Consider the following 13,369-nt stretch of genomic DNA (forward strand, 5'->3'; position numbering starts at 1 on the left):
GCAGCTGTTCAACGAAACACGTCGGCAAGCCGAACAACACTCCTTAGCTGCGCCAATATATCCCATATCATTTCGTGCTTACATTATTGCCCCGGCAGGCCCAACACACTAGAACCACCTCAAACGCGCGCCTTTCTCCGGAATCGGCGCCGTCGCAGAGTAGCCAACACGAGGAGAGCCAAAATGGCAGATGCAGCCATCCACGGCGACGAACATCACGACGACCGGGGGTTCTTTACCCGGTGGTTTATGTCGACAAACCACAAAGATATCGGGATTCTGTACCTATTCACCGCCGGTGCGTTAGGTTTCGTTTCGGTGTTGTTCACCGTCTACATGCGCCTGGAGCTGATGCACCCTGGCGTGCAGTACATGTGTACTGAAGGCGCACGCTTTATCGCCGATAGTGCCGCAACATGTACGCCCAACGGACACCTTTGGAACGTGATGATCACCTATCACGGCGTTCTGATGATGTTCTTTGTTGTCATTCCTGCGCTCTTTGGTGGCTTTGGTAACTACCTGATGCCACTTCAGATCGGTGCGCCCGATATGGCGTTCCCACGTCTGAACAACCTGTCTTACTGGATGTTCGTCTCTGGTGCGTCACTCGGCGTTGCGTCGATGCTGACACCCGGTGGCAACGGCCAATTGGGTTCCGGTGTTGGCTGGGTTTTGTATCCGCCGCTCTCAACCTCTGAGGCAGGCATGTCGATGGATCTCGCGATCTTTGCGGTTCACCTTTCTGGTGCGTCCTCGATCTTGGGTGCGATCAACATGATCACTACATTCCTGAATATGCGTGCGCCTGGCATGACACTTCACAAAGTGCCACTGTTCGCTTGGTCGATTTTTGTGACATCTTGGTTGATCCTTCTTGCCCTGCCTGTTCTGGCTGGCGCGATCACAATGCTGCTGACAGACCGCAACTTTGACACCACGTTCTTCCAACCTGAAGGCGGCGGTGACCCGATCTTGTATCAGCACATTCTGTGGTTCTTTGGACACCCAGAAGTATACATCATCATCATCCCCGGCTTTGGTATCGTGAGCCACATCATCGCAACCTTCTCGCGCAAGCCGATCTTTGGTTACCTGCCGATGGTTTACGCGATGGTCGCAATTGGTGTTCTGGGCTTCGTTGTTTGGGCGCACCACATGTACACCGTTGGTATGTCTCTGACACAGCAGTCTTACTTTATGCTGGCAACCATGGTGATCGCGGTTCCAACTGGGGTTAAGATCTTCTCTTGGATTGCGACAATGTGGGGCGGTTCAGTTGAGTTCCGCACACCTATGGTCTGGGCGTTCGGCTTCTTGTTCCTCTTCACCGTTGGTGGGGTAACCGGGATCGTTCTGTCACAAGCTGGCGTCGACCGCGTTTATCACGACACTTACTACGTTGTGGCTCACTTCCACTACGTTATGTCGCTGGGTGCAGTCTTTTCGATCTTTGCAGGTATCTACTTCTACCTGCCAAAGTTCTCGGGCCGCATGGCACCTGAATGGGCTGGTAAGGTGCATTTCTGGATGATGTTCATCGGTGCAAACATGACCTTCTTCCCACAGCACTTCTTGGGGCGTCAGGGCATGCCACGTCGGTACATCGACTACCCTGATGCTTTCGCAACTTGGAACTTGGTTTCCAGCTGGGGTGCGTTCCTATCCTTCGCTTCCTTCGTCTTCTTCTTGGGTGTGATTGCTTACACCCTGCTGAAAGGCAAAAAAGTTGAAGAGAACAACCCTTGGAACGAGTATGCAGATACACTCGAATGGACACTGCCCTGCCCTCCTCCAGAGCACACATTCGAGACACTCCCAAAGCAGGAAGACTGGGACAAACAACCCGCTCACTAAATCGGGTTGAATACAAAGAAAGGCCTCGCATTTTGCGGGGCCTTTTTTGGTTGGTCGTTGCCAAATAGGTAGGAAGCTAGATCAGTCAATGTTCGGCAAGGAAACACCAAAAAATTTCCGCGTACCGATTACAGGTTGAACTCGTAAACACGACGCTGCATGAGAAAAATTAAGCAATCGAGTTCGAGCTAAATGCATATTTCAATTCATTATATCAATCTAGATCATTCAACTGGGCGCCGGGATTACATGGAAAACATGTTCGACGGTTTAGGGCTACGTGCGACCCGACTTTCTGCAATCAAAGGCAGCGCGCTAAGCGAAGAAGAGTGCCGTCACTACAACCCGATTCAATACAACACAAGCAGACGATCGGCTCAAGAAGTGGGCTGTTATCTGAGTCATCGCGCGATCTGGAAGAAGATTGCAGAAGGTGACGCAGCATTCGGGGCGGTGTTCGAAGATGACATCAAACTGCTACCCGAAGCGGTGGGTTTACTGTCAGACACCTCTTGGATTCCAGACGATGTCGCTTTCATCAAACTAGATTCCTGTATCATTGAAGTCGAACAAGGCGCATTCCGCGATCTAGAATCAACTTCACGTCGGCTACGCAGAATGCATTCACTTCTTCACGGATTGGCGGGTTATATCGTCTCGAAGAAATTTGCGGCCACGCTGCTAGAACGCACCAAAATTATGCGTGCACCAATCGACGATCAAGTCTTTGACCCTGAATATGGCGTCTTTCGAGGAACCAAAGTTTGGCAACTCTATCCCGCGATTTGCTATCAGGAATTGTTCGATCAAGAGAACCCATTCCTACCGGCGACTGCTGAACTTTCCAGCATGCAAGAGTCACGGGAGCATAATCGATATCATAGGCCTAAAATGCCATTTGGTTGGCAAAAGATTCTGCGTGAAATCTACCGCCCCTACCGACATGCAAAGATCAGGTTCAATCAGTTTGTGAACCGAACCGTGTATCGTACCGTGTGCGAAACCGTACCCTTCAAAGAGTAGCAATTATCGTCTTGCGACTTTTGGTCCGCGTGCAGAATTAGTGCCCAACGACTATTGTGCAAACAAAACGACGGTACGAAATGCCCTATGAATGGTCCAATCCAACACCCAAAGGCGCTGGCCAGAGACTGACCCTCTGGCCTTATCGATCATTGTTGCGCAGGGATTTCGTTGTTTTCATGACGGCGACTGCAACGCTCATTTTGATTCCGCTATTGGCTGTCTTGGGCACCGGGGCAATGTGGTACGTGTTGCCGTTTTTCACACTGATGTTTTCGGGGCTATGGTGGGCAATCAGCCTAAGCTATCGGCGCGGTGAAGTGCTTGAGGAATTGACCTTTGACGAGACGAATGCCGCACTCGTGCGGCATAACCCAAACGGGCGCACACAAACCTGGCGCGCAAATCGGTATTGGGTGACCGTTCACTTGCACCCCACCGACGGACCTGTCGAAAATTATATTACCCTACGTGGCGGCGACCGCGAGGTAGAGATCGGCGCGTTCTTGGATGTCACTGAACGCGCCGCGCTTTATGATGATCTGAAGCGCGCGTTCAGTTAACCGAGGCGCGATTTCACCAATGGGCCCGCTTTGGCAAAGTCCATTTGTCCAGTGAACTTCCCCTTAAGCACCGCCATCACCTTGCCCATGTCGCGAATGCTCTGAGCGCCCGCTTCGGAAATCGCTGCGTCAATGGCAGATTCGGCTTCCTCGTCCGTTAATTGGCGCGGCAGGAAATCTTCGATGACTTTGATCTCAGAAAGCTCCTTTTCGGCAAGCTCAAGACGACCGCCTTCTTCATAGGCACGCGCGCTCTCCTGACGTTGTTTGACCATCCGTCCCAAGATGGCCAGTACATCGGCATCTGTGACGCCACTGTCATCATCGCCCGTCCCGCGTTGGGCAATATCTTTATCTTTGATGGCTGCATTAATCAGCCGCAATGTCGAAAGGCGGTCTGCTTCTTTCGACTTCATTGCTTCCTTTAGGGCCTGATTGACCCGTTCGCGCATGTTCATGAGTTTTCCCGATCACGAAGCTTCAAACGAAAGGCCACCTTACTGCGACGTTATCGGCATGACAAGACAAAGCGCCGTAGCGTCACCCCTTGTTTCAAAGGCAAATATACGGCCTTGACCCGGCTTGCTTGCCCTCGTAAACCCTGCTCAATTTGACTGATCGGAGACATGGGATGACGCAGAAACCAACAGCCTGCTTGGCACTTGCGGATGGCACGATCTTTTACGGCGTGGGATTCGGGGCCACCGGTTCAACCGTCGCAGAGCTTTGCTTTAACACAGCAATGACCGGCTATCAGGAAATCATGACAGACCCTTCTTATGCGGGACAAGTTGTGACATTCACCTTCCCGCACATCGGGAATACTGGCGTTAACCCAGAGGATGATGAAACCGCCGATCCAGTCGCCGAAGGCATGGTGGTCAAATGGGATCCGACCGAACCATCGAACTGGCGTACAACGCAAGATTTGACATCATGGCTATCCAGCCGGAACCGCATCGGCGTCGGTGGTATCGATACCCGCCGCCTGACCCGCGCGATCCGTCAGCAAGGCGCGCCGCATGTTGCGCTGGCCCATGACCCCGAAGGCAACTTTGACATTGCTGCTCTGGTTCAAAAGGCCCGCGATTTTGCCGGACTTGAAGGGCTAGACCTCGCAAAAGAAGTTACCTGTGCGCAGTCTTACACTTGGGACGAAACGCGTTGGGCATGGCCAGATGGCTTTGGCAAGCAAACAGAACCACGGCACAAGGTTGTCGCCATTGATTTCGGTGCAAAGCGCAACATTCTGCGTTGCCTCGCGAGTGCAGGCTGTGACGTCACCGTTCTACCTGCATCCGCCACCGCCGAAGACGTGCTGGCGCTGAACCCCGATGGCGTATTCTTGTCAAATGGCCCCGGCGACCCGGCAGCGACTGGCGAATATGCCGTTCGAATGATCAAGAGCGTGCTCGACGCAGATATTCCCGTCTTTGGGATTTGCCTTGGGCATCAGATGCTTGCCCTCGCCTTGGGTGCAAAAACGATCAAAATGAACCACGGGCACCACGGTGCGAACCACCCGGTCAAGGATAAGGAAACTGGCAAGGTCGAAATCACCTCGATGAACCACGGGTTCACCGTGGATGCGCAAACCTTGCCCGAAGGTGTCGTCGAAACACATGTGTCGCTCTTTGACGGCAGCAACTGTGGAATCAAGGTCGCAAACCGCCCGGTCTTCAGCGTTCAATACCACCCAGAGGCAAGCCCCGGTCCACAGGATAGCTACTACCTGTTTGAACGTTTCGCCGCGGCCATGGCAGGGTAAATTACCGGCCGCGCATTAACCCAACATTAACTATCACGGACGCATCGTCCGATGAGTTATTCGTTGGATTAATCATGGCCGTTTTGCAAATCGACATTCACAAACAGGGCGCCCCATCGCATGCGGGCGCCCTTTCTTCGGTTTTAGCGCAAGAATTGGTGCTGATGGGCGCGATTACTGCGCAAAATGCTCAAGCTGCTGAAGATGTCGCAAATGCCCGCGCGCTACGGCTTGCGGATGTGATGACCTATCGGTTTGGCGTATCACAATATTCCGTTGCGACTGCACTGGCAGCCACTTACCGCACGCGCCTTATTGATCCGGTTAGCGAGGCTCCTGATAAGTCATTGATAGAAAGACTAAACGCTCGAAAATGCATCCGGTTCGGGCTGATGCCTTGGCGTAAAATGGGCGGTGAGACTATCATTCTCTCGGCGCGCCCTGACGAATTTGGTCGGCACGCCCCCATGCTGCGTGATCTCTTCGGGCCTGTTCGCATGGCTCTCACGACGCAGGATCAGTTAAACCGTGCCATCGCCCGCCTCTTTACCGCTGAACTCGTCACCGATGCCGAGACAAAGACGCCCTTGGATGAAAGCTGCCGCAATTGGAATCCCGTTCGCGCGTTTTGGACGGGCACTGCGCTGATTGTTGCGGTCATAATGACGAGTTGGTTTGCGCCCCTCGCCGCGCTTACAATCCTGATGGGTTGGGCCGTGATTACATTGATCTTAACCACCGGCCTCAAGGCGACGGCAGCGTTCCTTGGCATGCGGACAAAAGACCAGAAACACGCGCAAGTGAGCCCGGCAAGACTGCCAGTAATCACCATGCTCGTGCCGCTCTATAACGAAAAAGCCATCGCAGAGCACTTGCTCGCGCGGCTCAGCGCATTGCGCTATCCGCGTGAATTACTAGATGTTTGCCTCGTTCTCGAGGCCGATGACGAAACCACACGTGAAACGCTTGGGCGGACGACGCTCCCTCACGGGGTGCGCCCGGTGATTGTCCCCAAGGGTGGCGTTAAAACAAAACCGCGCGCTTTGAACTATGCGCTTGATTTTGCAAGAGGCAGCATAATCGGCGTTTGGGATGCAGAGGATGCTCCAGCACCTGATCAACTGCACAGCGTTGCGCAAGCTTTTGCAAATTGCCCGCAGGATGTCGTCTGCCTGCAAGGTAAACTGGATTATTACAATGCGAGTGCGAACTGGTTAACACGTTGCTTTACCATCGAATACGCCAGTTGGTTCCGTGTCATCTTGCCAGGACTTGAACGGTTGGGGTTGGCCGTTCCGCTGGGCGGGACCACGCTGTTCTTTAAACGCGATGCCTTGGACCGTTTAGGCGGATGGGACGCACATAACGTCACCGAAGATGCGGATCTTGGAATCCGGCTGGCCCGCCATGGATATCGCACCGCTCTTATTGATACGGTCACCGAAGAAGAGGCGAATGGCCGCTCGTGGCCTTGGGTGAAACAGCGGTCACGTTGGCTCAAGGGGTACGCGATCACCTATTGTGTGCATATGCGCGACCCGCTGAAACTCTGGCGCGACCTTGGGGCTTGGGGCTTCTTTGGGGTGCAACTGCTGTTCTTAGGCACGCTTTCACAATTTGTGCTCGCACCGTTGCTGTGGACATTCTGGTTGCCGCTATTGGGCATCGCGCACCCGCTCGAATCTGTCTTGCCGAATTGGGCATTTTGGGGGCTGGCCATCCTATTCGTCACTTCCGAAATCGTTGGCTGGTTGACCGCCTTTGTCGCGCTGCGCAAAGCGCGCAAGTCTTGGCTATTCAAATGGGCCTTTACGCTGACCTGCTATTTCCCACTGGGTGCGATGGCCGCATATAAAGGCATCTACGAATTAATCGTGAAACCGTTCTACTGGGATAAAACGGCCCACGGTGTCTTGCTTCCCCAAAGTTGGCGGGAAAGCGCTATTCAGCAGCCTCAACCGCCTGCGCATCCAACTTCAACCGGGTGACATAGGCCTCTGAAATGTGATCGCGCAGCGCACGATAGGCAGCGTCTCCATCACCTGCTTCAATCGCTTCGACGATAACGGTGTGTTCATCCAAAGTTTCGGCACCGCGTCCCTCAGCAGCCAGCGAGGTTGTCGCCAGCAAAGCCATCGACCGATGCACGAGATCCAGTTGTTGCACCAAAAAGCGGTTATGCGAAGCAAGGTGGATTTGTTTGTGGAACCTGCGGTTTGCACGGCTAAGCGCCATCGGATCACCGACCAGCTTGCGATCATCCTCTAGCATATCGCGCAAAACCTTGATTTCCTCTGGTGCTGCGTGACGCGCAGCGAGCCGGGCAGCCAACCCTTCCAACTCTCCACGCACGACATAAAGTTCGGACAATTGCGTATGATCAAGCGATGCAACGATCAGTGACCGACCATCACGCGTGAGCAACGATTGCGTCTCAAGCCGTTGTAATGCCTCACGAATAGGGGTGCGCGACACGCCAAATCGCTCGGCCAATTCGCTTTCAACGAGGCGGTCACCCGGCTTATAGGTATGCCCGTCGATCGCCTCGAGGATCATCGTATATGCGTCTTTTTGGGTTCCGCGCGGATCATGCATTGCAACTGGCCTTTCGTAATTCGCAGACCCTACCCCCGCCTGCCCCTTGCAATCAAGCCAAACCAATTGCATAGGCGCGATCAGGCGCTTAGGATTTGACTATGGTTGCAGAACATTTCGAACATGTGGACACTTGGGTCTTTGATCTCGACAACACATTATACCACCCGTCCGCAGATCTTTTCGGATTGATGGACCCCAAATTTTCCGCATATGTGATGCGTGTCACCGGATTGGACGCTGAACGCGCGGCCGAGCGTGCAATCACCTACTGGGAAACCCACGGATCGACACTGGCTGGATTGATGATCGAACATAATGTCGATCCGCATCATTTCCTCGCCGAGGTGCACGACATCAACATTGACCACCTGACACCCGATCCAGACCTCGCAGAGGCCATTGGGCGACTTCCTGGGCGTAAAATCGTCTATACTAATGGGTCGCAGTTTCATGCAAAACGCGTTCTGGCCGCGCGCGGCCTTGCGCATTCATTCGACGCGGTCTTCGCCATCGAAGACGCCGAGCTCACGCCCAAACCCCATGCCCAGGGCTTTGCGACCGTTTTTGCCCGTGCAAATGTCACGCCCAGCACGGGCGCAATGTTTGAGGATGAAGAACGCAACCTCAAGGTTCCCCACGACCTTGGCATGCGGACAGTGCATGTGCATGACACTCCACTTGATGCGCCACATATTCACCACGGCACCACTGCCCTGACGGAATTCTTGTCGCAGGTCGTACGCTAACCCTTTCCGACACAGATGTGACGCCCTATGTGTTTGCCATGGAACGTAAATCGACAGACATCCTGATCGCAGGCGGCGGCGTCGCTGGGCTTAGCGCGGCTGCGGCCTTTGGCACCGCCGGTTTTCACGTGACTTTGGTCGATCCGACCCCACCCGTCACCCAAAGCGAGGCACCGGGCGCGGATTTACGCACCACGGCATTTTTGCAACCTGCCCAACAATTTCTGCATAGCGCTGGTCTTTGGTCGCGGCTGGCCCCTTATGCTGCACCGCTACAGGTTATGCGGATCGTTGATGCAGCGGCCACGCCTCATGTGGTCCGCGATTTTAATGCTGCGGATATTTCAGACGCCCCATTTGGATGGAACCTGCCGAACTGGCTCTTGCGGCGCGAGATGGTCGCCCACCTCAAGACATTGCCGAATGTCGATTTTCGCCCCGGTATCGGTTTCAAAACCATGCTGGCGCGAAACGATAGCAGCATCGTCACCCTATCTGATCGTTCACAGCGAAGCGCGCGACTGGTAATCGGAGCAGATGGGCGCAATTCGGCGGTACGCCAAGCGGCTGGTATCAGTGCCAAAACAAAACGCTACGGACAAAAGGCTGTGACCTTTGCCGTTACCCATGATTCGCCGCATGACAACGTATCAACCGAAGTGCACCGTTCGGGTGGGCCCTTTACCTTGGTCCCCCTACCCGATCATGATGGCAAACCCTGCTCGGCAGTTGTTTGGATGGACCACGGCCCCGAGGCACAGAAACTATCAAACCTGAGCGTGGCGGATTTTGAAAATGCGGCCAATGATCGCTCGGGCAATGTTTACGGGCCGCTAAAACTTGCGTCGCGGCGCAGCGTCTGGCCCATCATTAGCCAGGTTGCGTCAGAAATTTCTGGACCACGTGTCGCGCTGGTGGCAGAGGCCGCGCATGTCATGCCACCAATCGGTGCACAGGGGCTCAATATGTCTTTGCGCGATCTCGCAACGCTGCGCGACCTTGCCGTTGCAAATCCTGATCAGCTTGGCGACCGCGAAATGCTGAATGCTTACGCGCGTGCGCGTCATCCAGATATCAAGCTGCGCATCGCAGGGATTGATGCATTAAACCGGGCCTCAATTTCAGGCGGTGCAGTTGCGCAAGATTTGCGCGCCAAGGGAATTCAGCTTTTGTTTGGTCTCAAACCTGTACGACGCAAGCTCATGCAATTGGGTCTGGGCGCTGGTCGCTAAAGCGGACCTTGGCGACGCTCTTCGGACAAGAGCACATTGGCTTCGACATTACCGACACCCGGCAAGGTCATCACACGTCGCCGCAACACGCGTTCAAAGTCTGCCAGATCCCGTGCCACCACCCGCAGCCGGTAGTCGTATAGCCCAAGCACATGTTCCACCGACTGTACCTCTGGAATTGCAGATACAGCTCGTTCGAAATCTTCGAGACTGATCCGTCCTTTGGTCGCCAGCTTCACCCCCAAAAACACGGTCACGCCAAAGCCGACCTTTTCCGCGTCAAGGACCAGCCGCCGGCCCGCGATCGCACCGCTTTCTTGAAGACGACGTAACCGCCGCCATGTCGCTGGCTGGCTTAGCCCCAACTTTTGACCAAGCTGTGTTGTCGACTGATCCGCATTCTGTGAAACAGCCAACAAGAGCGCGCGGTCGATCTCGTCCAATGTCATAGCGGGAGGCTTTCGTCATATTTCACGCGCCCGACAGTCATGAGCGCCTCAATATCGGCGATATGCGGCAGCGTCAGAATCTCTTGGCGGTAAATGTGCTGGTAGTCCGGTAGATCACGCGCAATCAATGACAGTCGCACATCGACCCGTCCGAGAAAAGTCTGGATTTCGATCACCGCACGCACCTTGCGCGCTGCAGCGAGGAATTCATCAAAGGCCCTCGGCACCGTTTTATCCAAGGTAAGACGCAAGCTCACCTCGACAGCATAGCCAAGTGCACGCCAATCAATGATGGCTTGGGTCGCTTTTAACACGCCATCTGCGCGTAACCTGTCCAGCCGTCGGTTCACACGTGCGGTGGTCATGCCTGCGGCCTCGGCCAGTTCTGGCGCGGTCTGCGTTGGGTCAGACTGCAACAGGCGTAAAATTCTGCGATCAACATCATCTAGCATAGAAATGGTCTATAATTGAAGTAATGACGAATAACAAATAACATCTGAAGGCAAAATACCATCAGATCTACACTCACAGATCGCGAGAATTGGGTTTATAACCCCTTGCAGAACCAACCTGACAAAGGAAAGTAGATATGCGCGTTTATTACGATCGCGATTGCGATGTTAACCTGATCAAAGACAAAAAAGTTGCTATTCTTGGCTATGGCTCGCAAGGTCACGCGCATGCGCTGAACCTGCGTGACTCTGGCGCAAAGAACCTTGTTGTTGCTCTGCGTGACGGTTCCCCATCTGCAGCCAAAGCAGAAGCAGAAGGCCTGAAAGTCATGGGCATCGCCGAAGCTGCGGCTTGGTGTGATCTGATCATGTTCACAATGCCCGATGAGCTGCAGGCAGAGACATACAAGAAATACGTACACGACAACATCAAGCCGGGTTCAGCAATTGCATTCGCACACGGCCTGAACGTGCACTTTGGTCTGATCGAACCAAAAGAAGGCGTTGACGTGATCATGATGGCGCCAAAAGGCCCAGGCCACACTGTACGTGGCGAATACACCAAAGGCGGCGGTGTGCCTTGCCTGATCGCTGTCGACACTGACGCGTCTGGCAAAGCCCAAGAAATCGGCCTGTCCTACTGTTCTGCGATCGGTGGCGGTCGTTCCGGCATCATCGAAACGAACTTCCGTCAGGAATGCGAAACTGACCTGTTTGGTGAGCAAGCCGTTCTGTGTGGCGGTATCGTTGAACTGATCCGCTGTGGTTTTGAAACACTCGTCGAAGCTGGCTACGAGCCTGAAATGGCTTACTTTGAGTGTCTGCACGAAACCAAGCTGATCGTTGACCTGATCTACGAAGGCGGTATCGCGAACATGGATTACTCCATCTCGAACACTGCTGAGTACGGTCAATATGTCACTGGCCCACGCATCCTGCCTTACGAGCAGACAAAGAAAGCGATGAAAGAAGCGCTTGCTGACATTCAATCCGGCAAATTCGTTCGTGACTTCATGCTGGAAAACGCTGTTGGTCAGCCAACTATCAAAGCAGCACGTCGCGCAAACGACGAGCACCAGATCGAACAGGTCGGTGAAAAGCTGCGCGCGATGATGCCTTGGATCTCTGAAGGCAAAATGGTCGACAAATCTAAGAACTAATCGGATCTTTGGATCGGATTACTCAGGGGCGGTGCATGGCACTGCCCCTTTTGCGTTAGCGACGTACAAAGCCCGTCAAAAATGACGTCAGCTTTTCAACCCGCTTAGTGTAGGGCGGGAATAACAATGGCAGCGCCAGAAAACGGTTACGCAAGATCGGCCGCATATGGCTAAACGCTTTGAACCCGGCATGCCCATGTCCTGCCCCCACCCCAGAGTTGCCAACCCCACCAAACGGAAGATGCGGATGAGTGACAGTCAGGATCGTGACGTTGACGCCAACACTGCCAGAAGTGGTTTCATTGATCACGCGTTCTGATGTCTCTGCGCCGCCAAAGGCATAAAGCGCGAGCGGATGCGGTGCGCCATTGATCCGCGCGATGACCTCCCCCAGATCGCTATATTTGATGATGGGCAAGACCGGACCGAAAATCTCTTGATGAGAGATATCCATCGTCAAATCCGTGTTCAACAGGATCGTCGGGGCGATTTTTCCAGCATGTCCCATGCCGTCCGTCGCAAGCTGCGCGCCCTTTTGCTGCGCATCAGTGATCAGCGCAGTAATCCGATCATGGTGACGCCCATTGATCACCCGCGCCAATGCTGACGACTGCGCAGGATCATCCCCATACATTTTTGCAATTCGCGCCCTAAGCGCAGCAACAAGCGCATCATGTTGGCTTTCGTGGACAAAGACGTGATCGGGTGCCACGCAAGTCTGCCCAGCATTGATAAACCGCCCCCATGCGATCCACTTCGCTGTCTTGGCGATATCGGCATCAGGTCCAATGACGACAGGTGACTTCCCCCCCAATTCGAGCGTCACGCTCGCCAGTGTCTTGGCAGCCGCGGCCATCACGATCTTGCCGACCTCGGGACTGCCCGTGAAAAAGATATGATCAAAAGGCTCGGCCAACAGCGCATTCGCGACATCTGGCCCGCCTTGAACAACAGTGACAAGATCGGGATCAAACGCATCTGAAACGATGGTGGCAATGAGCGCAGAGGTCGCCGGCGTCATTTCCGATGGTTTAATGATCGCCGAACAGCCTGCCGCAAGTGCGGAAACCAACGGCCCAATGGCAAGCATGAAAGGAAAGTTCCACGGCGCTATGATCAGCGCAGTCCCCTTGGGCGTCGGCCGAATAGAAGCAGAAGCCCCAATCATCGTCGCCCCCGAAGGCACCCTGCGTACCCGCATCCAACGGCGCAGATTACGGATCGCATCGCCGATTTCCTGATAGACAGGCAAAATCTCGGTCAGGCGCACCTCGACCGGGTGCTTACCGAAATCCTCGAACAATGCGGTCACAATTTCGTCTTCGTGACTTTGGATTGCGGACTTCAAGCGCTGCAGCGCATCGCGGCGTGCGGCCAGATCAAAGGAAGTGCGCCTTTGAGGGACGAGCGCGGCTTGTGCCGCGAATAACGCGGGAATATCAGTTTTGGATTCAGTCATAGACCTAGCCTCATGATTGGGACGCCCCATTCAAGCAAAACGCCGCGTCATGGCGGCGTTTT

13 protein-coding genes are annotated in these 13,369 nt (G+C 54.3%); 8 read left to right on the forward strand and 5 right to left on the reverse strand.

The genetic code is table 11. The features are described 5' to 3' along the window. Window positions 1–183 precede the first annotated feature (183 nt). The 3 genes from ctaD to TW80_RS06730 all read left to right on the forward strand — a co-directional run bounded on the left by ctaD (window position 184) and on the right by TW80_RS06730 (window position 3,443). A complete protein-coding gene (gene ctaD / locus TW80_RS06720) occupies window positions 184–1,857 on the forward strand; it encodes a cytochrome c oxidase subunit I (protein WP_045996492.1) in 1,674 nt (557 codons plus the stop codon). Between the two features lie 192 nt (window positions 1,858–2,049). Beyond that, complete coding sequence (locus tag TW80_RS17610) at window positions 2,050–2,880, forward strand: glycosyltransferase family 25 protein (RefSeq protein ID WP_052700905.1); 831 nt, start codon at window positions 2,050–2,052, stop codon at window positions 2,878–2,880. An 80-nt stretch (window positions 2,881–2,960) separates the two neighbouring features. Continuing rightward, window positions 2,961–3,443, forward strand: coding sequence for a DUF2244 domain-containing protein (locus tag TW80_RS06730; protein WP_045996493.1), 483 nt, complete (start codon window positions 2,961–2,963; stop codon window positions 3,441–3,443). Here TW80_RS06730 and TW80_RS06735 read toward each other — a convergent pair. Beyond that, on the reverse strand, window positions 3,440–3,901 hold the full coding sequence (locus tag TW80_RS06735; RefSeq protein ID WP_045996494.1) for a GatB/YqeY domain-containing protein: 462 nt from the start codon (window positions 3,899–3,901) through the stop codon (window positions 3,440–3,442). The genes TW80_RS06730 and TW80_RS06735 overlap by 4 nt on opposite strands. Before the next feature lie 173 nt (window positions 3,902–4,074). On the opposite strand from TW80_RS06735, the gene carA reads away from it, so the two are divergent. Both carA and TW80_RS06745 read left to right on the forward strand, forming a co-directional pair. Next, window positions 4,075–5,211, forward strand: a complete 1,137-nt coding sequence (gene carA, locus TW80_RS06740; protein ID WP_045996495.1) for a glutamine-hydrolyzing carbamoyl-phosphate synthase small subunit — start codon at window positions 4,075–4,077, stop codon at window positions 5,209–5,211. 74 nt (window positions 5,212–5,285) lie between these two features. Beyond that, window positions 5,286–7,199, forward strand: coding sequence for a glycosyltransferase family 2 protein (locus tag TW80_RS06745; RefSeq protein WP_052700906.1), 1,914 nt, complete (start codon window positions 5,286–5,288; stop codon window positions 7,197–7,199). On the opposite strand, the gene TW80_RS06750 is transcribed toward TW80_RS06745, so the two are convergent. Beyond that, window positions 7,153–7,806, reverse strand: coding sequence for a GntR family transcriptional regulator (locus TW80_RS06750; protein WP_045997075.1), 654 nt, complete (start codon window positions 7,804–7,806; stop codon window positions 7,153–7,155). The two genes, TW80_RS06745 and TW80_RS06750, sit on opposite strands and share 47 nt — an antisense overlap. Window positions 7,807–7,907: 101 nt before the next feature. Here TW80_RS06750 and TW80_RS06755 point away from each other — a divergent pair, with 101 nt between their 5' ends. Beyond that, window positions 7,908–8,555 carry a pyrimidine 5'-nucleotidase gene (locus TW80_RS06755; protein WP_045996496.1) on the forward strand — a complete coding sequence of 216 codons (648 nt, stop codon included), beginning with the start codon at window positions 7,908–7,910 and terminating at the stop codon, window positions 8,553–8,555. A gap of 38 nt (window positions 8,556–8,593) precedes the next feature. Then, the gene (locus TW80_RS06760) at window positions 8,594–9,787 is read left to right on the forward strand and encodes a UbiH/UbiF family hydroxylase (RefSeq protein WP_045996497.1); all 1,194 of its coding nucleotides are present in this window, start codon (window positions 8,594–8,596) and stop codon (window positions 9,785–9,787) included. On the opposite strand, the gene TW80_RS06765 is transcribed toward TW80_RS06760, so the two are convergent. Next, window positions 9,784–10,236: an Lrp/AsnC family transcriptional regulator gene (locus TW80_RS06765; RefSeq protein WP_045996498.1), complete on the reverse strand. Its 453-nt coding sequence runs from the start codon at window positions 10,234–10,236 to the stop codon at window positions 9,784–9,786. The two genes, TW80_RS06760 and TW80_RS06765, sit on opposite strands and share 4 nt — an antisense overlap. After that, a complete protein-coding gene (locus TW80_RS06770; RefSeq protein WP_045996499.1) occupies window positions 10,233–10,688 on the reverse strand; it encodes an Lrp/AsnC family transcriptional regulator in 456 nt (151 codons plus the stop codon). Before TW80_RS06770 ends, TW80_RS06765 begins: the two co-directional genes overlap by 4 nt. Before the next feature lie 137 nt (window positions 10,689–10,825). Here TW80_RS06770 and ilvC point away from each other — a divergent pair, with 137 nt between their 5' ends. After that, window positions 10,826–11,848, forward strand: coding sequence for a ketol-acid reductoisomerase (gene ilvC, locus TW80_RS06775; RefSeq protein WP_045996500.1), 1,023 nt, complete (start codon window positions 10,826–10,828; stop codon window positions 11,846–11,848). Window positions 11,849–11,903: 55 nt separating this feature from the next. Here ilvC and TW80_RS06780 read toward each other — a convergent pair whose 3' ends face one another. Then, window positions 11,904–13,307, reverse strand: coding sequence for an aldehyde dehydrogenase family protein (locus TW80_RS06780; RefSeq protein WP_045996501.1), 1,404 nt, complete (start codon window positions 13,305–13,307; stop codon window positions 11,904–11,906). Window positions 13,308–13,369: the final 62 nt, after the last annotated feature.

The organism is Loktanella sp. S4079, assembly GCF_000967725.1.
Lineage (GTDB): Bacteria > Pseudomonadota > Alphaproteobacteria > Rhodobacterales > Rhodobacteraceae > Yoonia.